We start from the raw sequence: 23,161 nt of genomic DNA, 5'->3' as shown, positions 1-23,161 counted from the left end.
TGCTGGCAGGCGTCACAGGCCTGCCCGGCGTTCATTCAGGGCGTGCGGGCACCAGCACTTCGCGCTGGCCACTGGCGGTGAGACCGCTGACCAGGCCGGCCTTCTCCATGTCCTCGAGCAGGCGCGCCGAGCGGTTGTAGCCGATGCGCAGCTTGCGCTGGACGTAGGAGATGCTGGCCTTGCGGTCCTTGAGCACCACTTCCACGGCCTGGTCGTACATGGGGTCCTTTTCGCCCCCTTCACCACCACCGCCGTCCCCTGACAGATCCCCATCGCCGTCCACAGTTCCGCCTTCGAGCACGCCCTCTATGTAGTCCGGCTCCCCTTGTTCCTTGAGGTAATGGACGACACGGTGCACTTCCTCGTCCGAGACGAAGGCACCGTGCACCCGGATCGGCAGGCCCGTGCCGCTGGCCATGTAGAGCATGTCGCCCATGCCCAGCAGGGCTTCGGCGCCCATCTGGTCGAGAATGGTGCGGCTGTCGATCTTGCTGCTCACCTGGAAGGCGATGCGCGTGGGGATGTTGGCCTTGATCAGGCCGGTGATCACGTCCACGCTGGGGCGCTGGGTGGCCAGGATCAGGTGGATGCCGGCGGCGCGGGCCTTTTGCGCCAGGCGTGCGATCAGCTCTTCGATCTTCTTGCCCACCACCATCATCAGGTCGGCCAGTTCGTCGATCACCACCACGATGTGCGGCAGGCGCTGCAGCGGCTCGGGTTCTTCGGGCGTGAGGCTGAACGGGTTGTAGATGAACTCCTCGCGCGCCTTGGCCTCGTCGATCTTGGCGTTGTAGCCGGCCAGGTTGCGCACGCCGAGCTTGCTCATGAGCTTGTAGCGGCGCTCCATCTCGGCCACGCACCAATTCAGGCCATGGGCGGCCTGCTTCATGTCGGTGACCACAGGCGCCAGCAGGTGCGGAATGCCTTCGTAGACCGACATTTCCAGCATCTTGGGGTCGATCATCAAGAGGCGCACGTCGCGCGCCTCGGCCTTGTACAGCAGCGAGAGGATCATGGCGTTGATCCCCACCGACTTGCCCGAACCGGTGGTACCGGCCACCAGCACATGCGGCATCTTGGCCAGGTCGGCCACCACCGGGTTGCCCACGATGTCCTTGCCCAGGCCCATGGTGAGCAGGCTCTTGGCCTCGTGGTAGACCTGCGAGCCCAGGATCTCGGACAGGCGGATGGACTGGCGCTTGGCGTTGGGCAACTCCAGCGCCATGTAGTTCTTGCCGGGAATGGTCTCCACCACGCGGATGGACACCAGGCTGAGCGAGCGCGCCAGGTCCTTGGCCAGGCCCACGATCTGCGAGCCCTTCACGCCCGTGGCGGGCTCGATCTCGTAGCGCGTGATCACCGGGCCGGGCATGGCCGCGACCACGCGCACCTCCACGCCGAAGTCCTTGAGCTTCTTCTCGATGAGGCGGCTGGTCATCTCCAGCGTCTCGGGCGCCACGGTCTCCTGGCGCTGCTGGGCGCCGTCGAGCAGATCCACCAGGGGCAACTTGCTGTCGGGCATGTCGGTGAACAGGGGCTTTTGCCGCTCCTTGACCACGCGGGTGCTCTGCGGCACGTCGACCAGGATGGGCTCGATGATCTGCACCGGCTGCGGGTGCTGCTCCTCGCTCTCGGTCTTCTCCTCCTGCACCACCACGGCGCGTTCGCGCGCAGCCTTGCGGCCCACGGCCACGTCCTTGGCCACCTCGCGCTGCGTGCGGCGCGATTGCACCAGCGCATCGATGCGCCCACCCAGCACCTCGGCCACATGGCCCCAGGAGAAGCGGAAGGCCAACGCCGCACCCAGCACGGCGAGCACGAAGCACAGCAGGGCCGAGCCCGTGAAGCCCAGCCATTTGACGCTGGCCGGGCCCGTGATGTAACCCAACACCCCGCCGGCGTGGCCGGGCAGCAGCGACTCGAAACGGTACAGGCGCGACCATTCGAGCGCGGTGCTGGCGCACATCAGCAGCACCAGGCCACCCCAGAACAGGCCACGGCGCACCAGGGGGCTTGCGGCACCGGGCGGCACCTCGCCGCCACGCATCCAGCGCGCCAACGACGACAGCCAGGAGCGCACGCCCGCTGCCACGCACCACCAGACCGAGAAACCCAGGGCAAAGTAGCTGCCATCGGCCAGCCAGGCGCCCAGGCGGCCGGCCCAGTTGGCGACAGCACGCGCATCCGAAGGGCCGGAGGATGACCAGGCGGCGTCCTGCGCCGAGTAGCTGACCAGCGCCAGCAGCCAGAACACCAGGGCCAGCAGGCCGATCAGCAGGCCGATTTCATGCCCGAAGCGGGCCGCGCCCGAGCGGGGCGGCGACTTCGCGGCAGAGGATGCATTCAGGGTATTGAGTGAATAAGTCATAAGCGCCGGGCAAGCTTACCCCATGCCCCACCCCCTGGGTGCGGCCCCGGGAAAGCTCAGCCCAGGGCGTCCAGCCGGTCCTTGAGCACGGTGGCCCCGGTGGGCAGCACCTCGATGAAACCACGCTCTTCCAGGTCTTTCATGACACGGCTGACCATTTCGCGCGAAGCGCCCACCATCTTGGCCAGGTCCTGGCGCGAGATCTTGTCGCGGATGACGCGCTGGCCCTGCGCATCGGTGGAGGCGAAGTCCAGCAGCGCGTGGGCCACGCGGCCGTACACATCGAGCAGGGCCAGCGATTCGATCTTGCGGTCGGCGTGGCGCAGGCGCTTGACCAGGCCGCGCATGACCACCAGCGACATGGAGGCGTTCTCGGTCAGGCAGCGCGCGAATTCCGTGCGCCCGAGCATCAGCACGTCGGTCTGCACCTCGGCGCGCACGGTGGCCGAGTGGGGTTCGTTGTCGATGATGCTCATCTCGCCCAGGTAGTCGCCCTGCGACAGGGTGGCCAGGATCACCTCGCGCCCGCGGCTGTCGGCCGTCATCACGCGCGCCCGCCCGGTGAGCAGGATGAACAGCGTGTTGGACCGCTGCCCCTGCTCAACCAGCGCCTCCCCGCGCTTGAAGCGCTTCTTGACCACGGCACCGCTGATCACCTCGGCCTGCGGCATGGTGAGCAGCGAGAACAGTGGCACCCGGCGCAGCAGGTCCAGGTTGGACAACATCGTTGACATGGAAACTTCTCCTCTCGAAAGGCGCGGCTCCACCGGTGCCGCATCGGGTTATTGATCGGTTCTTACAATCGCCGTGATTGAAATTGGGGCCGCGTGCGAAGACCGAGCGCGGTTGATACTTGGCGCCCCGCCCCCCAGCTTTCCCAACAGCGCCCCGTGTAGCGGGCGCAAAACACAGGCTTTTACCATGTCTACCACCCAACACGCGAAAGTTCTGATCCTCGGCTCCGGCCCGGCCGGCTATACCGCAGCGGTCTATGCAGCGCGCGCCAACCTCAATCCGGTGCTGATCACCGGCATGTCCCAGGGCGGCCAGCTGATGACCACGACGGAAGTCGACAACTGGCCCGCCGACGTGAACGGCGTGCAGGGCCCCGAACTGATGCAGCGCTTCCTGGAGCACGCCGAGCGCTTCAAGACCCAGGTCATCTTCGACCACATCAACCAGGTCGACTTCAGCAAGCGCCCCTTCACCCTCATCGGCGACAGCGGCACCTACACCTGCGACGCGCTGATCCTGGCGACCGGCGCCTCGGCCAAGTACCTGGGCCTGCCCTCCGAAGAGGCCTTCATGGGCCGCGGCGTGTCGGGCTGCGCGACCTGCGACGGTTTCTTCTACCGCGACAAGCCTGTGGCCGTGGTCGGCGGCGGCAACACGGCCGTCGAAGAAGCGTTGTATCTGTCCAACATCGCGAGCAAGGTCACCGTGGTGCACCGCCGCGACAAGTTCAAGGCCGAGCCCATTCTGGTGGACAAGCTCAACGAGAAGGTCGCCGCCGGCAAGATCGAGCTCAAGCTGTTCAACACGCTGGACGAGGTGCTAGGCGACGCCACCGGCGTGACGGGCATCCGCATCAAGAGCACCAAGGACGGCAGCACCGAGGACATCACCCTGCACGGCTGCTTCATCGCCATCGGCCACTCACCCAATACCGACATCTTCAAGGGCCAGTTGGAGATGGAGGGCGGCTACCTCATCACCCAGGGCGGCCTGAAAGGCTTTGCCACGCAGACCAGCGTGCCCGGCGTGTTCGCCGCTGGCGACGTGGCCGACCATGTATACCGCCAGGCCATCACCAGCGCCGGCACGGGCTGCATGGCCGCGCTGGATGCCCAGCGCTTCCTCGAACAGCAGGAGTGAAGCCACCGCCCGGGGCGGCGATTTGACGCCCCGACGCGCGGGTCGCTATAATCCAAGGCTTTCCTGAATTCAGGCGGGTATCTGCTACCCGTTTTCTTGCAGGCAAAAATCCAAATCGGGCCTCTTTTTCTGGGATGCCCGGGGTTACCGCCACCCTTTCTGGCGAGGTGAGGCCGCAAGCCAAGCCCTTGGGAAATCCCCCAGGGGCACCGGGCGAACGGCCGTTGAACAGTATCGGAGTGTCCTCATGGCACGCGTCTGCGACGTAACGGGCAAGAAGCCCATGGTCGGGAACAACGTTTCCCACGCCAACAACAAAACCAAGCGCCGGTTCCTGCCGAACCTGCAATACCGCCGTTTCTGGGTCGAGACCGAAAACCGCTGGGTTCGCCTGCGTGTTTCGAGCGCTGCCCTGCGTTTGATCGACAAGAACGGTATTGACTCGGTGCTCGCAGACCTGCGCGCACGTGGCCAGGCTTAAGGAGAATCACCATGGCAAGCAAAGGCGGACGCGACAAGATCAAGCTGGAATCCACTGCGGGTACCGGCCACTTCTACACGACGACCAAGAACAAGAAGACCATGCCCGAAAAGATGCTGATCATGAAGTTTGATCCCAAGGCACGCAAGCATGTGGAATACAAGGAAATCAAGCTGAAGTAATTCGACCTGGTTGTCCCCCGAAAGCCGCCCGGCTCTGCGCCCGGCGGCTTTTTTCATGGGCACCCATGCCCTGCCCGCTCAGGCGTGGCGCACCGCCACCGGCCCCTCAGGCCAGGGTGGCACAGGCCCACGGGGCGCCTACCCCAGTTGCGCATGCGCCAAGCGCCCCACTTCGGCACACGCCCACTCCACCGTGCCGTCCACCGGCAAACCACAAGGCAGCCGCAGGCAACGCTCGTACAGCCCGGTGTTGGAAAACATGGAGCCCGGCGCCAGGCGAATCCCCCTCTCCAAAGCCTCGGTGAACAATTGCTCCGTGGAGATGCCCTGCGGCAACTCCAACCACAGGCACAGTCCGCCCGGTGGCAGCGACAGGCGTGTACCCAGAGGAAAGTAGCGCGCAACCAGGCGTGCCATGGCTTCGCGCTGGCGGCGCAACTGCACCCGCATGGCCTGCAGGTGGCGTTGGTGCGTGGGCGAGCCCACGCAGATCGCGGCCAGCTGTTGCGCAAAGGGCTGGGTATGGCGGCTTTGGGCGAACTTGAGCATCTGCAGCCGGCCATGCCACTGCCCGCCCGTGACCCAACCCTGGCGCAGGCCCGGAGCGGTGCTCTTGTTGAATGACTCGCAATAGATCACACCACCTGCGGTGTCCCAGGCCTTGAGCGGTCGCACGGCCTGGGCCGATTCGGAAAACAGGCCGTAGGAGTCATCCTCGACCAGGGCAACACGGTGCGCAGCACACAATGCCACCAACCTCGCCTTGTGCGCATCGGGCATGCAGGTGCCCAGCGGCATCTGCAATTCGGGCACGACGACCACGGCGCGCAGCCGTGGCTGGGTGCGCAGCGCCAGCTCCAGCGCCTCGATCGACAGGCCCGTGCGCGGGCTGCATGGAATCTCCAGGGCCTGCATCTGCATGGAGTCGATCACCTGCAGCAGTCCATAGTAGGTGGGAGACTCCACTGCCACCACATCACCCGGCTGCGCCACCGCCCCCAGGGCCAGGGTCACGGCCTCGGAATTGCCCGTGGTCGACAGAACCTCTTCGGGCCCCACCAACATGCCCGCAGCCAGCGCGCGGCGTGCCATGGTGCGTTGGAAATCGGGGTGTGTGCCCAGCATGGAACGCCCCAGCGTCAGTACCAGCGGATCGGAACGCAACAGGCGCTGCGCGGCCTGCTGCAGTTGACGTGCGTCGAACAGCTCGGGCGAGGGCGTGGCGCCCCCCAGGTCGACCCGGACATCGGCCTGGCGACCACGGGCCAGCAGCAGCGAAATGCGCTCATTGATGCCGGTGAACTGCTGGCCATCGGGCGCACACAGCGGACGGCTCATGTCGGGCTCAACCGGCCGCTCCAGGGCCGACGCCTGCGGGTCGCGCACGAAATACCCCACACGCGGCCGCGCCTCCAGCCGGCCTTCGTCCTCCAATTGGCGCAGCAACTGCAAGGCGGTGGACAGGCTGACACCGTGGCGCCGCATCAGATGGCGCACCGAGGGCATGCGCTCGCCCGCACGCAGTGCGCCGCGCTCCATGGCGCTGCGGTAGTCACTGGCCAGACGCCGGTACAGCGGCAAGGGGGAATGGGTGGAATCGTCGGAGAGGGCAATCATGCGCACAGTTCCGCCACAACGGCGGGCACCCATCATCGTCCAAGCCACTGTACCGCAACAGATACAGTCCACTGAAAAAATCAGGGTAACAGGCACGCGGCATTCCCACTGCTGCGGCCCGGTAGCGCACCTGCTATGCCTGTTGTGCCAAGGCGCTGTGCCGGACCATGGAGGCCCTTACACCTCCCCCGAAAGGCCTCCCATGGCGATCACCACGGCCGCCCACCCCACCGAATTCCTGCACCTGCCACGCCATGGCGAGCTGGCCCTCGACCTGCAGGCCGACGACGAACTGCTCTGCCTTGCCGGGCACGTGCGGCTGACAACGCCAACGCTGTACCAAGACCCGGGCAGTGCCCCCGCCCCGAGCCTTGCCACGGGTCGGGGTTGGCGGGCCCCCGCCGCGTGCCGGGTCTCCGTCGCCGCCACTGGGCCGGCGCCCGCACGCCTGCAGCACCGGAGAGCCCCCACAACACCGACCTTCCCAGCGGAGCAACATGGCGGAGCCCCGTCAACCCTGGCACTGCCACAGCACGCCCATCGCCCAAGGCTCGCCTGGTTCAACGCCGTCTTGCGCTGGCTTTCCATGGGCATGGCGCGTGGCTGAGGTGGGGCACCATCGACAAGCCGCCAGCGGCTTGGCCATGATGCGCACCGCCCACATGGAACGAAACGCTCCTACGGCTGCGGACAGCCGACGCGCATCAACCGAACGCCCCCATGCTCATGGATGATGCGCAGCGAGCCTTCACGCTGCGAAGATTCAATCGTGGGCGACAGGATGAAGCTGTGCAGCAGCAGGTAACGAACCGGCATGAATTGGGGCGCGATGGCCACCAGCTCGCACCAGGGCCGCCCCTGCGCCACCGCCTGGTGCAACGCGGGAGGCAGCGCGTAGGGACCGTCCCCGAACAAGATCGTATGGCGCTTGAGCTCGTCGATGAACAGCATGGGGGCATAGGTCCCCATGACCACACCGTCGAAGCCCGGGTTGCGTGCATAGTCGAGCAGATAGCGATTCAGCTCCGGATCGACGGCCTCCCTTTGCAGCGTCGCCTGGCGCAAGCGGAGGTCGTCGGTGCTCCAGGGCGCCAGCCATGCCAGCAGGGCGACGAGCGCCAGCCCCCCCACAGGCAGCCATCCGCGGAGCCAGGGCCGGGTGGGAATGCGCTCCTCCGGCACCGCCGCAGCAAGCGGCGGGACCCTGGTGAGCAGGTCGAAGACACTGCGCACCCCCATGCCCAATGCCCATGCGAGAGGCACGACCACCGGCAGGATGTTGCGGTTGTCGTAGGAAAACAGGCTGGCCCAGAGCAGCAGATAGGGCAGGCATACACCGAAGACCACGCGCCTTCCATCCGCGCTCCTGCACGCCATCGCCAACAGCGCGCCGATGGCAGCAGCCGCCATGGCTGCCGAGCCGAAGCCTGCGAGCGCCTCCATGAGCGGCCCTTGCAAAGCGTGGCCGATGCGCTGCCCCCAACTGCGTCCTGCATGGATGGAGCCGACGAGGTAGTCGATGTTCGTGGTATCGAGACCCGCCCAGATCCGCCAGGCCACCCAAAGGTACCAGGGCGCAGCAAGCACCAGGAACAGCGAGGCCTTGGCCAGAGCCGAAGGCCAGGACAGTTGCCGGCGCAGCAGCCAGGCCGCCGCCATGCCCAGCCACAGCAGCCACGCGATGCCGCCCGGCTGCTTGGTCAAGAGCGCTGCCGCAGCGCCGACAGCTGCCAGCGCCAAGGCCATGCCAACATCCACGCCGCGGCACCCCAGCAGCAGCAGGTAGGCCGCCACCGCAACGAAGCAGGCCACCGGCACGTCGGCATACCCGGAATCGGCCATGCCCCGGAAGGCAAAGCGCAGCAACACCAGCCAGGCGGCACATCCCCAGAGAAAGGCATCGTCGCGCCAGCGCCGGTAACCATCCACGAAAAGCAGGCAGGGCAATGCAGAAAACAACAACAGGAACAGCCGGGCCACCGGCTCCGCAGCCCGCGGGTCCATCCATGCATACAGAGCGGCCAAGGCCGCAGGCAGCAGTTGCGGGTAGCCGGCCGTATTGGTCGGCAAGGCCTGGCGATGCCATTCCATCGCCCAGCGGTTCCAGCTGCTGACGGTGTCCCACGCATCGAACACGCCAGGATGGGAAAAGGCAATATCCTGGGCAAAGAGGGCAAGGGCCACAGCGACTGCAGCCATGCCGATGGCGTCCCGATACCAGGGACTCTTGACAGGGAGGTCTGGCGTTGCCCGTGGGGCATGGCGAAAACAGCGCACGAGCCCAACCCAGGCCAGCACCGTCAACGCAGCAGCCCCCGCTGGCAGCGACCAGGCAGGCCATCCGCCCCGGCCTGCAGCCACCGCCACAAAAAAGACCTGGAAGTTGGCCAGCAGGCCAATGCACACCCCCACACACAGGGTCGGCAAAAAGCCCAGTTGCCGACCGACCGCTGTCGTGGCCAGCCAGGGCCACAGCAAGGGCGTAAATCCCAACCACTGGAGCAGCGCCAACAGCGCTGCGAACGCTGCGTGGGCGTGGAAGGCGTCTACATGCATCGGCCAGACCAGGGAACGGCCGCTGCGTGCCGGGGCCTCCCCGTGGCACGCAGGGGGTGCAGGGCTTGCCTTGCGCAAGCCATTTCAGAGGACAGCGTCAGGCGCGCGCAGCCCGCAGGCTGATCGAGAAGTCGCGCAGGGCGGCAATGCCGCTCTCTTCGGCACGGCGGCACCAGGCCTGCAGGTCGGCCGTGAGCTGTTCGCGCGACTGCGTGGTGTTGAGCCACATCTGGCGCAGTTCTTCGCGCATGGTGACCATCTTGTCCAGGGCCGGGTGCGCGGCACGCGCCTGGGCCAGCTGGGACTGGGCATTCGCCGGCACCTTCTCGGCGTCGCGGTGCAGCCAGCGCTTGGCGGCCTTGAGCACCGAAGCATCGGCCTGGCGCGCCTGCAGGGCGGCAATCTCTTCCTTGCAGGCCTGGCGCACGCCGCGGGCGTAGCCGGCCATGACCTCGTAGCGGTTGGCGATCAGCGCTTCCAGCGTCTTCTCGTCGGCCACGGGCTTGACGTCGCCGCGCTGCAGCTTGGGCGGCACCTTCTTCACGGTGGCCCAGCCCACCTTCTTCATCAGGCTGATGTAGACCCAGCCGATGTCGAACTCATAGGGCTTGACCGAGAACTTGGCCGAGGTGGGGTAGGTGTGGTGGTTGTTGTGCAACTCTTCGCCACCGATGATCACCCCCCAGGGCGAGAGGTTGGTGCTGGCGTCCGTCGCCTCGAAGTTGCGGTAGCCCCAGTAGTGGCCCACGCCGTTGACGACGCCGGCTGCCCAGAAGGGGATCCAGAGCATCTGCACGGCCCAGACGGCCGCACCGATGGCACCGAACAATGCCAGGTTCAGCACCAGCATCAGGCCCACGCCCTGCCAGGGGAAGCGCGAGTAGACATTGCGCTCCACCCAGTCGTCGGGCGTGCCATGGCCGAACTTCTTGAGCGTCTCGGCGTTCTTGGCTTCGGCACGGTACAGCTCGGCGCCACGCCACATCACGGTGTCGAGGCCGCGCGTCTGCGGGCTGTGCGGATCATCAGCGGTCTCGCACTTGGCGTGGTGCTTGCGGTGGATGGCGACCCATTCCTTGGTCAGCATGCCGGTACCGACCCACAGCCAGAAGCGGAAGAAATGCGAGGGGATCGCATGCAGGTCCACCGAACGGTGGGCCTGCGAGCGGTGCAGGAAGATGGTGACGGCCGCAATCGTGATGTGGGTCGTCGCCAGGGTGTAGAGCACGATCTCCCACCAGGCGATATTCCACAGCCCGTGGCCCAGCCAGTCGATGGCCGCGTTCAGAACAACCCAGTCGGGTAACAACATAGTGAGAAAAACCTTGTGCAAAATACCCGGCCACCAGCGATGGCAGGTACCCGAATTTTAAAGGGCGACCCCTGTTTGGGATTAGAGGTTATCCACAGTATCCACGGTGAAATAGCCTCTGCGTCGCTTGCGCGACAAGGCTATGCAACCGCCGTGCCAACACAACTGGCGAAGACCGCGAAGCGGGTCAGGGGCCTTACTTCCTCACCCAGGCGGCAGCGAAGAAGCCGTCCGTTTGGTGCAAATGGGGCCACAGGCGCAGATAACCAGTACCCGAGGCACCGCCGCTGCACAATTTTTCAGCACCCTCGACCTTGAGCTGGGCCAGGGTTTCGCCTGCATCCAGGGGCACGAAGTCGGGGTGGGCGGCGCTGAAGGCCTCAGCGATCGCCTCGTTCTCCTGCGGCAGGATGCTGCAGGTGGCATACACCAGCCGGCCGCCCGATTTCAGCAAGCGCGCGGCGCTGGCGAGAATGGCGGTCTGCTTGGCCGTGAGCTCTTCCACCGACTTGGGCGACTGGCGCCACTTGAGGTCAGGGTTGCGGCGCAGGGTACCGAGGCCCGAGCAGGGAGCGTCGACCAGCACACGGTCGATCTTGCCGGCCAGGCGCTTGACGCGCTCATCGCGCTCGTGCGCAATGGCGGCCGGGTGCACGTTAGACAGCCCGCTGCGCGCCAGCCGGGGCTTGAGCGCATCGAGCCGGTGGCCCGAAACGTCGAAGGCGTACAGTCGCCCGGTGTTGCGCATGGTGGCGCCGATGGCCAGGGTCTTGCCGCCCGCACCGGCGCAGAAGTCGACCACCATCTCGCCGCGCCTGGCGTCGAGCAGCAGGGACAGCAGCTGGGAACCCTCGTCCTGCACTTCCACGGCACCGCGCGTGAAGACGTCGACCTTGGCCAGCGCCGGCTTGCCATCGATGCGCAGGCCCCAGGGGGAATACGGAGTGGGCAGGGCCTTGATGCCGGCCTTGGCCAGTTCCTTTTGCACGTCGGCGCGCTTGTCCTGCAGGGCATTCACGCGCAGGTCCAGAGGCGCAGCGTTCGACAGGCTTTCCACCAACGGCCAGAAGCCCGTGCCCAGTTGTTCCTTGAGGGGCTGGACCAGCCACTCGGGCAGATTGTGGCGGTGGCGCTCCATGAGGTCGTCGGCCGTCACGGCATCGCACTGGGCAAGCCACTTCTTTTCCTGCTCGTTCAGCGCGCCCTGCAGGAAATCGCGCGGGCCGTAGAAGCCCAGGATGGCCAGGCGCCGCTCCTTGGGGCCCGAGCCCGAGGGGGCCATGTGGTCGAACAGCAGCTTCTTGCGCAGCACGGTGTAGACCGTTTCGGCCAGCGTGGCGCGTTCACGAGGCCCCAGGCCCCGGTTGTCACGGAAAAAGCGCGACACCACCGCATCGGCGGGGTGTTCGAAAGTGAGGGTCAGCCTGACCAGTTCGGCACAGGCGTCGAGAAGAACTTTGGGATGCATATCCCCTCCATTGTCCCACTCTGGCCCACAAACCCTTGATTTCGGCTTTCGCCGGCCTTTCAACGGGTGAATACCGGATCGAACGCCGAGCGCTGGATCTCTTTCAGCGTGGGCGACTCGCCCGCCCACAGCACCAGGGCCGGGCCGGGCAGACTGAGCTGGCGCTCCATGGCCCGGCACAGCTGGTAGCGGCTGCCGTCGTCCAGGTCGGGCAGGTCCACGAAGACCAGGTAGGCGCGGCGCTGGGGGTGCTCGCGCAGGTTCTTGCGCACCAGCCAGCAGCGTTCCACATCGGAATAGCGCACCAGCTCGGCCTGCAGTTCCTCCAGCTCGAAGGGGCTCAGGTCATGGCGCGTGGTCTGGCTGAAGAAGGAGGTGCCCGAGAGCTCCTCCCAGGCACGCTCCTCGGACTCCTGGGCGCGTTCGAGCCGCTTACGCCACTGCTTGAAGGCCGCGGCATCGTGGTCATAGCCCAGGCGCGGGGTTTCCAGTTCGGCCAGCGCGGTGCGTGCCGTCCAGTAGCGGTCGCCGCTGCCGGCTTCCCACAGGCGGTGCAGCAGCGCCATCTTGCCTTCGCGGTCCTCGGGCGCCAGGCACTGCACCAGACCGCGCAGCGCCCCCGGGTGGTCGGTGCTGCGCGCCAGCGCCGTCTCGTAGAGGCCACGCACGTCGGCACGCGGGTCCAGGTGGCGCTGCAGGCGCGCCAGCTCCACCAGTTCCGTAGCACTGGCCTGGGGCATGCCGGCCTGCAGGACCTGCGCACGGTCGCGCACCCGGCCCAGCCAGCCATGGTGGCGCTTCCATTCGCCGGCATTGTCGCGGCACCATTGCTTGTCGAAATGCGCCACCCAGCGCTTGGCGTCGGAGCCCAGCAAGGCCAGGGCACCACCGCGCGACCACTCCGCCGGCAGGGTGGGCACGGCATCCAGCGCTTCGAGGCGGTCGCGCAGGCCGGGATGCGTGTCGTCCACATTGCTGATGCGCTTGAGTGCCTGGCGCAGTGCGTCGTTGGCAAACGCGGCCTCGGGCACTTCAGCCAGACGCTTGCGCATAGCCCGGTAAGGCCCCACAGGCAAGGGATTGCCGGCAGCCTCGCTCCAGTGGCCGCCCCAGAAGTTGTCGTTCAGCCATTCGCCACGCACCTCGATCTCGATCAGCGCAGCCGCGGTGACATCGCGCCCCAGCAGCTTGCCGGCGATGCGGTCGGCTTCGTACTCGTCCTGGCGCGCCAGCGCGAAGGTCTTGGCCACGAAACGGGGGAAATACCAGCGCATGAAGGCCTGGGTGGCCACGGCCACCGCGCCCTCATCGTCCTCCAGGCTGCTGTTCAGGCGCATCCAGGACAGCCGGGTGCGGTAGATCCACGCGGCAAACCGGCCATGGTCGCCACGCAAGTGGCCGTACTCGTGCGCGAGCACGGCCAGAAAGCGTGGCCGGTCCAGCGCCAGCAGCAGGGGCAGGCCGATGGTGAGGTAGTTCTTGGCACCACCCAGCAGCCCGTAGCGCGGCAGTTGCTGGATGCTGGCGTTGAACTCATCGTTCAGGTAGACATGGTGGATGGGCGGGCCCTTGATCTTGCGGCGCATGCGCTCCAGGGCCTCGAACAGCTCGGGCGCCTCCAGCGCGGTGATCTCCATGCCCTTGGGCTCGTCCACGCGCACCCAGAGGGCGCGTATGCTCACCCACACCAGGCCCGCCGAGCCCACGAGTGCCATCACCAGCGCCAGCCGGAAGCGTCCGTACAGCAGCTGGGGAATGACCCAGGCAAGCAGCCCTGCCCCCAGCGCCAGGCAACCGAGCACCCAGGCGTAGCCGAGCGCGGCGAAGGCCGCCACGCCGATCCGGTAGCGGCGGCTGTTGTCGGCGCTGTCGTGCTCGCTCATGCGCACCAGGTGCACAAAATCTGCCTGATCCACTGGATTTTTCCCCTCAACTCTGTTCTTAGAACCTGTTCAAGGTCTTAACTGACCGACATACTAAATGACCGACGACGACCTGCCCTCTTTCACCCCCACCCCACCCGGCCTCTACCGCCACTACAAGGGCATGCTCTACGAGGTGATCGACACCGTGCGCCACAGCGAGACCCTGGAGCCCATGACGCTATACCGCGCACTCTACGGGCAGCGCGGCCTCTGGGTCCGGCCGGCGGCCATGTTCGCCGAAAACGTGCTGATCGAGGGCCGCCTGCGCCCACGCTTCGAGAAATGCGCCGACGACGAGGCTGCGCCACCGGCCCCGGGCGCCCGCTGAATCCGCCCCGGCCGGGCAAAGCGCCGAATTGAAGGGCAAACCCCCGCCAGTTCACACCATCGCCTGCGCCATTGTGTCCGCCCGGACACAAACCGTACAAACCGCAGTGACCGGCACTTCCAAGAATGGGATGCGGGCCGCTGCCGGCATGGATCGCCGTTTCGGGGAACACAGGCCGCGGCCCAGAACCCTTGGAAGGAACGACGATGACGAGCATCACAAGCAGCGTCAGCAGTGCCTGGTCCAGTGCGAGCATGCAGCGGGCGCAACGCCCGGGGCCCTCGCCGGAGCGGCTGCTGGCCAAGATGGACGCCGACGGCAGCGGCGGTGTGAACGAGGCCGAGCTGCAGGGCCTGCTGGACGACGTGGCCAAGAAAACCGGCGTGGGCAGCCAGACCAGCGCCGCCGACCTGGTCAAGCAGTACGACAGCGACGGTGACGGCAGCCTCAATGCCGATGAGCTGGGCAAGACGATGCAAAGCGTCCTGCCCCCGCCCCCCTCGACCATGGCCTTTGCGCAGTCGCGCAGCGAGGGCGCGGGCACCACGGGCCAGGCCGGGGACGACCTGTTCGGCAAGGTGGACACCGATGGCGACGGCGGCGTGAGCCAGACCGAGCTGCAGGCCTTGCTGGAAAAGATGTCCGGCGGCACCGCCAGCAAGACCGGGGTGGACAGCGATGAACTGTTCAGCCAGCTCGATGCCGATGGCGATGGCAGCCTCTCGCAAGCGGAATTCGATGCCGGCCGCCCCTCGGGCGGGCCCGGCGGCGGCACGGTGGGCGGCATGCCCCCGCCGCCCCCGGGGGGCCCCGGCGGCCCGGGTGGCGCCTCGGCCAGCAGCGGCACGACGTACGACCCGCTGGATACCAATGAAGATGGCGTGGTCTCTGCCTCGGAACAGGCAGCCGGCGCAGCACAGGCCGACGCCATCACGGCGCTGTTCAAGACCATCGACACCGACGGCGACAGCAGCATCAGCAGCGGCGAGGCGCAGTCCTTCATCGCGCAGTTGACCCGCCAGTTCGGCAACGCGACCGGCAGCCAGGCGCAGGACAGCGGGCCGACGATGGACCTGGGGCAACTGGCCCAGTTGGCACGCAGCCGGTACGAGGCTGCCGCCGGCACCGGGTCGCCATCGGGCAGCACGCTGAGCGCACTGGCCTGACGGCCGCGCTGGCGGGCCAGTGTGCAGGGCCTGAACTTGCGCCGGCACGCCACCACGTCCTACAGCCCGGACCCGCGGTCCGGGCTATCGTCAAAGCCATGATCCACACGCCCCGGGCCGACCACGCAAGGCCGCTGCCAGTCCCAGCCGGGCGCACCACGGAGCACGCCATGGACTATTTGCTGCAAGGAATGGGGGGAGAAAAATCGCTGGCCAAGGTCGTCGGGATGTTTGCCCGTGAGGCCGAGGCAGACATTGCCGTGCGCCGCCTGCTGCGGCTACCCGGCATGCGGCGGGGGCAGATCCGGCTGCTCGGGCCCCAGCACGCCGGGCTGCGTGCCCGGGACCTGCTCAGCGAAGCCCTGGAACCAGAGCCCCGCGGCCCGGTCACCACCCTGCTTGTCACGCATGCGGTGGCCGGCATCGCTGGCGCCATGCTGGGCCTGCTGGCCTTTGGCTACCTGATCGCCACCAGCGAACCGTCAGTTCTCAACAGCCCTCTGCTGGCCTTCATGGCCATCGTGGGCTTTGGAACCACCTCCGGCCTCATGCTGGGGGCCATGGCAGCCCTGCGCCCGGACCGCGTCTGGGTCATCCGCCGGGTGCGCTCCGCGCTGCGCAAGCGCCAATGGGTGGTGGTGGCACATCCCACCGATGCCCACCAGACCGCGCTGGCCCAGGACCTGCTGGACAGCAGCGAGGCCCAACTGGTGCGTACCCTGTAGCCCGGAGGGGGCGCTACGGCTGCGCCGCGATGAAGGCCCGCACGGCCCGTGGGTAGATCACATGCTCCTGGGCCTGCACACGGGCCGCCAGCGTCTCGGCCGTGTCCCCCGGCAGCACGGGGACCGCCGCCTGGTCGAGGATGGGACCCACGTCCAGTTCATCGGTGACCTGGTGCACCGTGACCCCGGCGACCTTGCAACCGGCGTCGATGGCCCGCTGGTGGGTATTCAGCCCCGTGAAAGCGGGCAGGAGCGAAGGATGGATGTTGATCAGCCGACCCGCATAGCGCGCCACGAAGCCCGGCGTCAGAATGCGCATGAAGCCGGCCAGCACCACCAGGCTGGGCTGGTAGCGGTCGATCGCCTGCGCCAACGCGGTGTCGAACGCCTCGCGGCTGTCAAAGGCCTTGTGGCTCAGCGCCTCGGTGGCAATGCCTTCGGCGCGCGCAAACGCCAGCCCTGCGGCATCGGCCTTGTTGCTCAGCACGGCGGCCACGCACGCACCATGGCGCCGGGCCCAATCTTCCTGCCGCGCGGTGCGCACGATGGCAGCCATGTTGGAACCGCTGCCGGAGATCAAAATCACGATGTTCTTCATAAATTGCCACGGATTATCCCAGCCATGCCCTTCGACCCCGCCAACCGCCCCCTGACCGCGAACGAGGCCCGCGTGCTCGCCACCCTGATGGAGAAGGCCCGCACCGTGCCCGACAGCTACCCCATGTCGCTCAACGGCCTGGTCACCGGCTGCAACCAGAAGACCAGCCGCGACCCGGTGATGAACCTGAGCGAGGCCGAGGCCCAGGAGGCCCTCGACTCCCTGCGCCAGCAGACGCTGGCCTTCGAGACCAGCGGCAACCGCACCACGCGCTGGGAGCACAACTTCCAGCGCGGCGTGGGCGTGCCCGAGCAGTCGGCCGTGCTGCTGGGCCTCTTGATGCTGCGTGGCCCGCAGACCGCGGGCGAGCTGCGCATCAACGCCGAGCGCTGGTACCGCTTCGCCGACATCTCCTCGGTGGAGGCGTTCCTTGACGAGCTGCAGGAGCGCAGCGCCGAGAAGGGTGGGCCGCTGGTGGTGTTGTTGCCCCGCGCCCCGGGCGCGCGCGAGCCGCGCTGGACCCACCTGCTGTGCGGGCCCGTGGACACCACCGCTGCGACGGCCTCCGCCGCCACGGGAGGTGGGGCACCCTCGGCGCTGCAGGCCCGGGTGGCCGCGCTGGAGGCCCAGGTGGCCGGCCTGCAGGCCACGGTGGAGCGGTTGTGCACCGAGCTGGGCATCGCGCCGCCTGCGGCCCCGATGTCGCCACCCGGACAGGAATAAAACGAACGACCGTGCTACAAACAGGACTTCTCAGGAGACAAGCCGTATGGACCTCGCATTCACCCCCGAAGAGCAGGCCTTCCGCGACGAAGTTCGCGCGTGGGTCCGCAGCAATCTGCCCCCCGAAATTTCCCACAAGGTGCACAACGCCCTGCGCCTGACCCGTGACGACATGCAGGGCTGGGCCAAGATCCTGGGCAAGAAGGGCTGGCTCGGCTTCGGCTGGCCCAAGGAGTTCGGCGGCCCCGGCTGGACGGCCGTGCAAAAGCACCTGTTCGAAGAAGAGTGCGCCCTGGCCGGCGCACCGCGCATCATCCCCTTCGGCCCCGTGATGGTGGCCCCGGTGATCATGGCCTTCGGCAATGCCGAGCAGCAAAAGCGTTTTCTGCCCGGCATCGCCAGCGGCGAAGTCTGGTGGAGCCAGGGCTACAGCGAGCCGGGCTCGGGCTCGGACCTGGCCTCGGTCAAGACGCGTGCCGAGCGCGTGGGCGACAAGTACATCGTCAACGGCCAGAAGACCTGGACCACGCTGGGCCAGCACGGCGACTGGATGTTCAACCTGGTGCGCACCAGCACCGAGGGCAAGCCGCAGACCGGCATCTCCTTCCTGCTGCTGGACATGAAGTCGCCCGGCGTGACCGTGCGCCCGATCAAGCTGCTCGATGGCGAGTGCGAGGTCAACGAAGTCTTCTTCGACAATGTCGAAGTGCCGGCCGAGAACCTGATCGGCGAAGAGAACAAGGGCTGGACCTATGCCAAGCACCTGCTGAGCCACGAGCGCACCAACATCGCCGACGTGAACCGCAGCAAGCGCGAACTCGAGCGCGTCAAGCGCATCGCCAAGGCCGAGGGCATGTGGGAAGACACACGCTTTCGCGACCAGATCGCCCTGCTCGAAGTGGACATCGTGGCGCTGGAAATGCTGGTGCTGCGCGTGCTCTCGGCCGAGAAGTCGGGCAAGAACTCCCTGGACATCGCCGGCCTGCTCAAGATCCGCGGCAGCGAGATCCAGCAGCGCTATGCCGAGCTGATGATGCTGGCCGCGGGCCCCTTCGCCCTGCCCTTCATCGAAGAGGCCATGGAAGCCGGCTGGCAGGGCGATTTCCCTGGCGGCGAGGTGGCCAATGCGCCCCTGGCATCGACCTACTTCAACCTGCGCAAGACCACCATCTACGGCGGCTCGAACGAAGTGCAACGCAACATCGTGGCGCAGACCGTTCTGGGCTAAGGAGACAAGACCATGGATTTCGATTTTTCCGACGACCAGGAACAGCTGCGCGATGCCGTGCGCAAGTGGGTGGACAAGGGTTACAGCTTCGAGCGCCGCCGTGCGGCCGTGGAGGCCGGTGGCTTCTCACGCGGTGCCTGGAACGAGCTGGCCGAGCTGGGCCTGACGGCCCTGACCGTGCCCGAGGCCCATGGCGGCCTGGGCCAGGGCGCCATCGATGCAATGGTGGTGGCCGAGGAACTGGGGCGCGGCATGGTGCTGGAGCCCCTGGCGCAGGCCTTCATTGCGAGTGCCGTGCTGTCGCAGTTCGGCGCTGCCGAGGTGCAGGGCGCCTGGCTGCCGCGCATCGCCAGTGGCGAGGCCCTGGTGGTGCTGGCCCAGCAGGAGCGCAAGGCGCGCTACCGCCTGGATGTGTGCGATGCCAAGGCCACGGCAGCCGCCGGCGGCCACAGCGTGAGCGGCACCAAGAGCGTGGTCGCTGCGGGCGACCAGGCCGATGCCTTCCTCGTGCCCGCCCAGCTCAATGGCAAGATCGCACTGTTCCTGGTGGAACGCTCGGCCAGTGGCGTCACCACGAAGGGCTACGTCACGCAGGACGGCAGCCGCGCCGCCGAAGTGCAACTGGCCAATGCCCCCGCCACCCTGGTCACCACCGACGGCCTGGCCGCGCTGGAACTGGCCGTGGACACCGGCATTGCCGCCACCTGCGCCGAGGCCGTGGGCGTGCTCGACAAGACCGTGGCCGCCACGGTCGAGTATATGAACCAGCGCAAACAGTTCGGCGTGCTGATCGCAAGCTTCCAGGCCTTGCGCCACCGCGTGGCCGACATGAAGATGCAGCTGGAGCTGGCCCGCTCCATGAGCTACTACGCCAGCCTCAAGCTGGGCGCCCCCGCGGCCGAACGCCGCGCCGCCATGGCCCGCGCCAAGGTGCAGCTGGGCCAGGCCATGCGCTTCGTGGGCCAGCAGTCGGTGCAGCTGCACGGCGGCATCGGCGTGACCGACGAGTACATCGGCAGCCACTACTTCAAGAAGCTCACGCAGCTGGAGATGGCGTTCGGCGACACCCTGCACCACCTGGGCGAAGTGTCGGCCCGCATGCAGGACACGGCCGGCGTCTTTGCCTGACGCAGGCGCGTAACACCCGCAGGACATGCTCGTGGATCACCCGGTCCACGGGCATTTTTCATTTCCGGAGAAGAACACGATGACGAAGACGATGATGATTTCCCTGCCACGCCGCACCGCCCTGGTGGCTGCCGTCGCCGCCGCGGCCCTGGCCCTGGGGGGCTGCGCCAGCCAGGCGCCCTCGCAGGACAGTTTCCCGCCCATCGTCTTCGTGCATGGCAATGGCGACACGGCCGCGCTGTGGCAGACCACGGTGTGGCGCTTCGAGTCCAACGGCTGGCCGCGCGAGCGCCTGCATGCCATCGACCTGCCCTACCCCCTGAACCGCGACGACGACGCCAAGCCCCAGCCCGGGCGCACCTCGGCGGCCGAGCACATGGCCTACCTGAAGGCCGAGGTGGACAAGGTGCGCAAAGCCACGGGCGCCAGCAAGGTGGTGCTGATCGGCAACTCGCGTGGCGGCAACGCCATCCGCAACTACATCCTGAACGGTGGTGGCGAGCAGACCGTGGGCCATGCCATCCTGGGTGGCACGCCCAACCACGGTGTCTGGGCGATCCCGGGCTTCCGTGAAGGTAACGAGTTCGCAGGCACTGGGCCCTTTCTCAAGGGCCTGAACGCGCCCAAGAACGCCGCGGGCGATGAAGTCACCGGCCCCGTGCGCTGGATGACCATCCGCTCGGACAATAACGACAAGTTCGCCCAACCCGACGGCCTGTGGATCGGCCAGAAGGGCACGGCCACAAACGTCACGGCGGCCGGGCCCGAGCTTAAGGGCGCCACCAACGTGGTGATCCCGCGCATCGACCATCGCGAGACCTCGTACTCGCCGGCTGCCTTTGCGGCGGCCTACCAGTTCATCACCGGCAAGGCACCGGCGGCGGCCACCATCGCCGGCGAACCGCGCGTGGCCCTGTCGGGCAAGGTGACCGGCCTGGGTGTGGACCCGCTCGATGCCAAGACCGGCAACTTCAGCAACAACCTGCCCCTGCCCGGCGCCCAGCTGGAGGTGTATGCCACCGACCCGGCCACCGGTGCCCGCACCGGCAACGCGCTGCTGCGCACCACGGTGGCGGCCGACGGCCAGTGGGGCCCACTGGTGGTGCCCACCGGCGCACCGCTGGAATTCGCCATCAGCGCCCCCGGCTACGCCACCACCCACATCTACCGCAGCGGCTTTCCGCGCAGCAGCGCCATCGTGCACCTGCGCGCCGAGCGCATCGCCGACGCCGACAAGACCGCCCCCAGTGTGGTCAGCATGACCCGGCCGCGCGGCTACCTGGACCCGGCGCGCGACCAGATGCTGCTGGACGGCGCCCCACCCGCGGGCGTGCCCGCCGGCGCCGGTGTGGCCTCGGCCAAGATCAAGCCCGAAGGCCCCCAGCGCAGCGTGTCCGCACAGTTCAATAGCGAGCGCGTGGTGGGCCAGACCTGGCCAGCCGCCGGCGGACACTTGGTGTTTCTGGAACTGACGTACTAAAGAAATAGGCGCGGCGCGGTATTCCGTATTCCGCGTCGCACACCACCAAGAGTGGTCAAGACGGCCCCGAAGGCTAGGCGCTCCGTCGCAGGCAGTACTTTTAGTACGGCAAGACGGAGCAACGACGCCAGCGGGGTCGTATTGGCCGCTCCGCCAACTAAGCCAGCAGACGAGAGGATTTGGGGACGTGGGCCATCAAAAATTCCATTTGATCGGCCAGGATGCGGCGGTTGCGCAGGATGAAATCTTCCCAGAGGCTGGGCACGTAAGGCGCGTAGAGCAGCGGCATGTGCGCCTGCTCGGGGGTGCGTGGGCCCTTGCGGTGGTTGCAGGGCCGGCAGGCCGTGACCACGTTCATCCAGTGGTCCTGCCCGTTGCGGGCAAAGGGCACGATGTGTTCGCGCGTGAGGTTGTCTTCGTGGAAGTGGCCGCCGCAGTAGGCGCACACGTTGCGGTCGCGGATGAAGAGCTTGCTGTTGGTCAGGCCCGGCTTGAGGTCGAAGGGGTTGATGGTGGGCACGCCCTTGGTGCCGATGATGCTGTTGACGGCGATCAGCGACTGCTCGCCCGTGACAGCGTTGTGGCCGCCGCGGAACAACGCAACCTCGCCGCCGGACTCCCAGCGCACTTCGCCGGCCGCGTAATGGGTGACGGCCTGCTCCAGCGATATCCACGACTGGGGCAGCCCCTGGGCTGACAGCTTCAAGACCTTCAAAACACGCCTCCTGGAACAAGAATGAACACAAGGAATCGGAACGCGGATGTCTCGCGGACCCGGCTGTGCAGCAGGGCCCGTGGTACACAATATACTCTGTTTTCATGACAGATTGGCGTCCGGTGCTTTACCCATATGCCCAAGCTGCTATCAAAAAGATAACAAATCAATGAAGATCTTCCGCGGATTCCACCACCCCGGCATCGCCCCCGCCTGCGCGCTGACCATCGGCAACTTCGATGGCGTGCACCGCGGCCACCAGGCCATGCTGGCGCTGCTCAACAGCGAGGCCGCCCACCGGGGAGTGGAAAGCTGCGTGCTGACCTTCGAGCCGCACCCGCGCGACTACTTTGCCGGGGCCCTGCACAAGCCCGAGCTGGCGCCCGCCCGCGTGGGCACCCTGCGCGACAAACTCACCGAGCTGGCGCGCTGTGGCGTGCAGCAGACAGTGGTGCTGCCCTTCGACGCGCGGCTGGCCGCCCAGTCGCCCCAGGCCTTCATCGACGAGGTGCTGATTCGGGGCCTGGGGGCACGCTACGTGCTCGTGGGCGACGATTTCCGCTTCGGCGCCCAGCGCGCGGGCGATTACGCCCTGCTCGACGCCACGGGCCAGGCCCAGGGTTTCGACGTGGCACGCATGAACAGCTACGAAGTGCATGGCCTGCGCGTGTCGAGTTCGGCCGTGCGCCAGGCCCTGGGCCAGGGCGACATGGAAGCCGCCGCACGGCTGCTGGGCCGGCCCTATGCCATCTCGGGCCATGTGGTGCATGGCCGCAAGCTCGGGCGCGCGCTGGGCGCCACGGCCGAGGGGGCGGGCGACGGCTTTCGCACGCTGAACCTGCGCTTTGCCCACTGGAAACCCGCCGCCAGCGGCATCTTTGCCGTGCTGGTGCACGGCCTTTGCGAAACCCCGTTGCAGGGGGTAGCCAACCTGGGCGTACGCCCCTCGCTGGACCCCGACGACGTCAACGGCGGCCGTGTGCTGCTGGAGACGCATTGCCTGCAATGGCCCGCCGAACTGGGGGCCGAAGGGGCGTACGGTAAAATCGTCCGGGTGGAACTGCTGCACAAACTGCACGACGAGCTCAAATACGACGGTCTGGATGCCCTGACAACAGGCATTGCCAAGGACTGTGCGGATGCGCGCGCCTACTTTGCGTCGGCCCACGCACCCACCAACCACACCGAGACCCGGCGCCAGACCACGCGCGACCGAATTTAGGGGGCTGCCTGCGCAGCGCCTGCCCTGCAGGCCGGATACCTTCCCACCCTCCTTGTTGCTTCCC

21 protein-coding genes are annotated in these 23,161 nt (G+C 67.2%); 12 read left to right on the top strand and 9 right to left on the bottom strand.

Translation table 11 applies throughout. From position 1 onward, the window contains the following. Positions 1 to 31: 31 nt before the first annotated feature. The gene (locus AC3WOH_RS08435) at positions 32 to 2,368 is read right to left on the bottom strand and encodes a DNA translocase FtsK (protein ID WP_492228905.1); all 2,337 of its coding nucleotides are present in this window, start codon (positions 2,366 to 2,368) and stop codon (positions 32 to 34) included. A 56-nt stretch (positions 2,369 to 2,424) separates the two neighbouring features. Continuing rightward, entirely contained in the window at positions 2,425 to 3,102 is a 678-nt protein-coding gene (locus AC3WOH_RS08430; RefSeq protein WP_184863180.1) for a Crp/Fnr family transcriptional regulator, read from the bottom strand. Between the two features lie 187 nt (positions 3,103 to 3,289). Here AC3WOH_RS08430 and trxB point away from each other — a divergent pair, with 187 nt between their 5' ends. From trxB to rpmG, 3 genes are all read left to right on the top strand, one after another. Continuing rightward, positions 3,290 to 4,243, top strand: coding sequence for a thioredoxin-disulfide reductase (trxB, locus tag AC3WOH_RS08425; protein WP_184863178.1), 954 nt, complete (start codon positions 3,290 to 3,292; stop codon positions 4,241 to 4,243). 247 nt (positions 4,244 to 4,490) lie between these two features. Beyond that, positions 4,491 to 4,724 (top strand): 50S ribosomal protein L28, encoded by a 234-nt coding sequence (gene rpmB, locus AC3WOH_RS08420; protein WP_007859763.1) that lies wholly within the window; start codon positions 4,491 to 4,493, stop codon positions 4,722 to 4,724. Positions 4,725 to 4,735: 11 nt separating this feature from the next. Then, a complete protein-coding gene (gene rpmG / locus AC3WOH_RS08415; RefSeq protein WP_007859760.1) occupies positions 4,736 to 4,906 on the top strand; it encodes a 50S ribosomal protein L33 in 171 nt (56 codons plus the stop codon). Positions 4,907 to 5,044: 138 nt separating this feature from the next. Here the strand turns inward: rpmG and AC3WOH_RS08410 are convergent, their stop codons facing one another. After that, the gene (locus AC3WOH_RS08410) at positions 5,045 to 6,523 is read right to left on the bottom strand and encodes an aminotransferase-like domain-containing protein (protein ID WP_492228904.1); all 1,479 of its coding nucleotides are present in this window, start codon (positions 6,521 to 6,523) and stop codon (positions 5,045 to 5,047) included. A gap of 202 nt (positions 6,524 to 6,725) precedes the next feature. Here AC3WOH_RS08410 and AC3WOH_RS08405 point away from each other — a divergent pair, with 202 nt between their 5' ends. Continuing rightward, complete coding sequence (locus AC3WOH_RS08405) at positions 6,726 to 7,130, top strand: hypothetical protein (protein WP_492228903.1); 405 nt, start codon at positions 6,726 to 6,728, stop codon at positions 7,128 to 7,130. Positions 7,131 to 7,201: 71 nt separating this feature from the next. Here AC3WOH_RS08405 and AC3WOH_RS08400 read toward each other — a convergent pair whose 3' ends face one another. The 4 genes from AC3WOH_RS08400 to AC3WOH_RS08385 form a co-directional block, all read right to left on the bottom strand. Further along, positions 7,202 to 9,079, bottom strand: a complete 1,878-nt coding sequence (locus tag AC3WOH_RS08400; RefSeq protein ID WP_492228902.1) for a hypothetical protein — start codon at positions 9,077 to 9,079, stop codon at positions 7,202 to 7,204. A gap of 97 nt (positions 9,080 to 9,176) precedes the next feature. Further along, a complete protein-coding gene (locus tag AC3WOH_RS08395; RefSeq protein WP_492228901.1) occupies positions 9,177 to 10,391 on the bottom strand; it encodes a DesA family fatty acid desaturase in 1,215 nt (404 codons plus the stop codon). A 196-nt stretch (positions 10,392 to 10,587) separates the two neighbouring features. Next, a complete protein-coding gene (locus AC3WOH_RS08390) occupies positions 10,588 to 11,859 on the bottom strand; it encodes an RsmB/NOP family class I SAM-dependent RNA methyltransferase (protein WP_492228900.1) in 1,272 nt (423 codons plus the stop codon). A 59-nt stretch (positions 11,860 to 11,918) separates the two neighbouring features. Further along, positions 11,919 to 13,775, bottom strand: coding sequence for a M48 family metallopeptidase (locus AC3WOH_RS08385; RefSeq protein WP_492228899.1), 1,857 nt, complete (start codon positions 13,773 to 13,775; stop codon positions 11,919 to 11,921). A gap of 64 nt (positions 13,776 to 13,839) precedes the next feature. Here AC3WOH_RS08385 and AC3WOH_RS08380 point away from each other — a divergent pair, with 64 nt between their 5' ends. From AC3WOH_RS08380 to AC3WOH_RS08370, 3 genes are all read left to right on the top strand, one after another. Further along, positions 13,840 to 14,112 (top strand): DUF1653 domain-containing protein, encoded by a 273-nt coding sequence (locus AC3WOH_RS08380; protein ID WP_492228898.1) that lies wholly within the window; start codon positions 13,840 to 13,842, stop codon positions 14,110 to 14,112. A 206-nt stretch (positions 14,113 to 14,318) separates the two neighbouring features. Continuing rightward, positions 14,319 to 15,278 (top strand): XopAW family type III secretion system calcium-binding effector, encoded by a 960-nt coding sequence (gene xopAW, locus AC3WOH_RS08375; protein ID WP_492228897.1) that lies wholly within the window; start codon positions 14,319 to 14,321, stop codon positions 15,276 to 15,278. Positions 15,279 to 15,448: 170 nt separating this feature from the next. Continuing rightward, the gene (locus AC3WOH_RS08370; RefSeq protein WP_492228896.1) at positions 15,449 to 16,003 is read left to right on the top strand and encodes a hypothetical protein; all 555 of its coding nucleotides are present in this window, start codon (positions 15,449 to 15,451) and stop codon (positions 16,001 to 16,003) included. 13 nt (positions 16,004 to 16,016) lie between these two features. On the opposite strand, the gene purN is transcribed toward AC3WOH_RS08370, so the two are convergent. Then, complete coding sequence (purN, locus tag AC3WOH_RS08365) at positions 16,017 to 16,601, bottom strand: phosphoribosylglycinamide formyltransferase (protein WP_492228895.1); 585 nt, start codon at positions 16,599 to 16,601, stop codon at positions 16,017 to 16,019. 24 nt (positions 16,602 to 16,625) lie between these two features. Here purN and AC3WOH_RS08360 point away from each other — a divergent pair, with 24 nt between their 5' ends. The 4 genes from AC3WOH_RS08360 to AC3WOH_RS08345 all read left to right on the top strand — a co-directional run bounded on the left by AC3WOH_RS08360 (position 16,626) and on the right by AC3WOH_RS08345 (position 21,160). After that, positions 16,626 to 17,324, top strand: coding sequence for a YceH family protein (locus AC3WOH_RS08360; protein WP_492228894.1), 699 nt, complete (start codon positions 16,626 to 16,628; stop codon positions 17,322 to 17,324). 46 nt (positions 17,325 to 17,370) lie between these two features. Then, a complete protein-coding gene (locus tag AC3WOH_RS08355; protein ID WP_492228893.1) occupies positions 17,371 to 18,552 on the top strand; it encodes an acyl-CoA dehydrogenase family protein in 1,182 nt (393 codons plus the stop codon). Between the two features lie 12 nt (positions 18,553 to 18,564). Next, positions 18,565 to 19,680, top strand: coding sequence for an acyl-CoA dehydrogenase family protein (locus AC3WOH_RS08350; RefSeq protein ID WP_492228892.1), 1,116 nt, complete (start codon positions 18,565 to 18,567; stop codon positions 19,678 to 19,680). Positions 19,681 to 19,759: 79 nt separating this feature from the next. Then, positions 19,760 to 21,160 carry an alpha/beta fold hydrolase gene (locus AC3WOH_RS08345; protein ID WP_492228891.1) on the top strand — a complete coding sequence of 467 codons (1,401 nt, stop codon included), beginning with the start codon at positions 19,760 to 19,762 and terminating at the stop codon, positions 21,158 to 21,160. A 157-nt stretch (positions 21,161 to 21,317) separates the two neighbouring features. Here AC3WOH_RS08345 and AC3WOH_RS08340 read toward each other — a convergent pair whose 3' ends face one another. Further along, positions 21,318 to 21,875 carry an HNH endonuclease gene (locus AC3WOH_RS08340; protein WP_492228890.1) on the bottom strand — a complete coding sequence of 186 codons (558 nt, stop codon included), beginning with the start codon at positions 21,873 to 21,875 and terminating at the stop codon, positions 21,318 to 21,320. A gap of 169 nt (positions 21,876 to 22,044) precedes the next feature. On the opposite strand from AC3WOH_RS08340, the gene AC3WOH_RS08335 reads away from it, so the two are divergent. Further along, on the top strand, positions 22,045 to 23,097 hold the full coding sequence (locus tag AC3WOH_RS08335) for a bifunctional riboflavin kinase/FAD synthetase (RefSeq protein ID WP_492228889.1): 1,053 nt from the start codon (positions 22,045 to 22,047) through the stop codon (positions 23,095 to 23,097). Positions 23,098 to 23,161: the final 64 nt, after the last annotated feature.

Source organism: Acidovorax sp. FW305-C-20-28, from assembly GCF_058783375.1.
The sequence above is the reverse complement of the archived record's forward strand: the minus strand, read 5'-3'. Positions and strand labels throughout refer to the sequence as shown.

Coding starts and splice junctions, on each gene's coding strand:
- AC3WOH_RS08380 (WP_492228898.1), top strand. CDS start 13,840: ATGACCGACGACGACCTGCCCTCTTTCACCCCCACCCCACCCGGCCTC.
- AC3WOH_RS08435 (WP_492228905.1), bottom strand. CDS start 2,368: ATGACTTATTCACTCAATACCCTGAATGCATCCTCTGCCGCGAAGTCG.
- purN (WP_492228895.1), bottom strand. CDS start 16,601: ATGAAGAACATCGTGATTTTGATCTCCGGCAGCGGTTCCAACATGGCT.
- AC3WOH_RS08355 (WP_492228893.1), top strand. CDS start 17,371: ATGGACCTCGCATTCACCCCCGAAGAGCAGGCCTTCCGCGACGAAGTT.
- AC3WOH_RS08405 (WP_492228903.1), top strand. CDS start 6,726: ATGGCGATCACCACGGCCGCCCACCCCACCGAATTCCTGCACCTGCCA.
- AC3WOH_RS08395 (WP_492228901.1), bottom strand. CDS start 10,391: ATGTTGTTACCCGACTGGGTTGTTCTGAACGCGGCCATCGACTGGCTG.
- AC3WOH_RS08350 (WP_492228892.1), top strand. CDS start 18,565: ATGGATTTCGATTTTTCCGACGACCAGGAACAGCTGCGCGATGCCGTG.
- xopAW (WP_492228897.1), top strand. CDS start 14,319: ATGACGAGCATCACAAGCAGCGTCAGCAGTGCCTGGTCCAGTGCGAGC.
- AC3WOH_RS08345 (WP_492228891.1), top strand. CDS start 19,760: ATGACGAAGACGATGATGATTTCCCTGCCACGCCGCACCGCCCTGGTG.
- AC3WOH_RS08370 (WP_492228896.1), top strand. CDS start 15,449: ATGGACTATTTGCTGCAAGGAATGGGGGGAGAAAAATCGCTGGCCAAG.
- AC3WOH_RS08360 (WP_492228894.1), top strand. CDS start 16,626: ATGCCCTTCGACCCCGCCAACCGCCCCCTGACCGCGAACGAGGCCCGC.
- AC3WOH_RS08390 (WP_492228900.1), bottom strand. CDS start 11,859: ATGCATCCCAAAGTTCTTCTCGACGCCTGTGCCGAACTGGTCAGGCTG.
- AC3WOH_RS08410 (WP_492228904.1), bottom strand. CDS start 6,523: ATGATTGCCCTCTCCGACGATTCCACCCATTCCCCCTTGCCGCTGTAC.
- AC3WOH_RS08400 (WP_492228902.1), bottom strand. CDS start 9,079: ATGCATGTAGACGCCTTCCACGCCCACGCAGCGTTCGCAGCGCTGTTG.
- trxB (WP_184863178.1), top strand. CDS start 3,290: ATGTCTACCACCCAACACGCGAAAGTTCTGATCCTCGGCTCCGGCCCG.
- rpmG (WP_007859760.1), top strand. CDS start 4,736: ATGGCAAGCAAAGGCGGACGCGACAAGATCAAGCTGGAATCCACTGCG.
- AC3WOH_RS08430 (WP_184863180.1), bottom strand. CDS start 3,102: ATGTCAACGATGTTGTCCAACCTGGACCTGCTGCGCCGGGTGCCACTG.
- rpmB (WP_007859763.1), top strand. CDS start 4,491: ATGGCACGCGTCTGCGACGTAACGGGCAAGAAGCCCATGGTCGGGAAC.
- AC3WOH_RS08335 (WP_492228889.1), top strand. CDS start 22,045: ATGAAGATCTTCCGCGGATTCCACCACCCCGGCATCGCCCCCGCCTGC.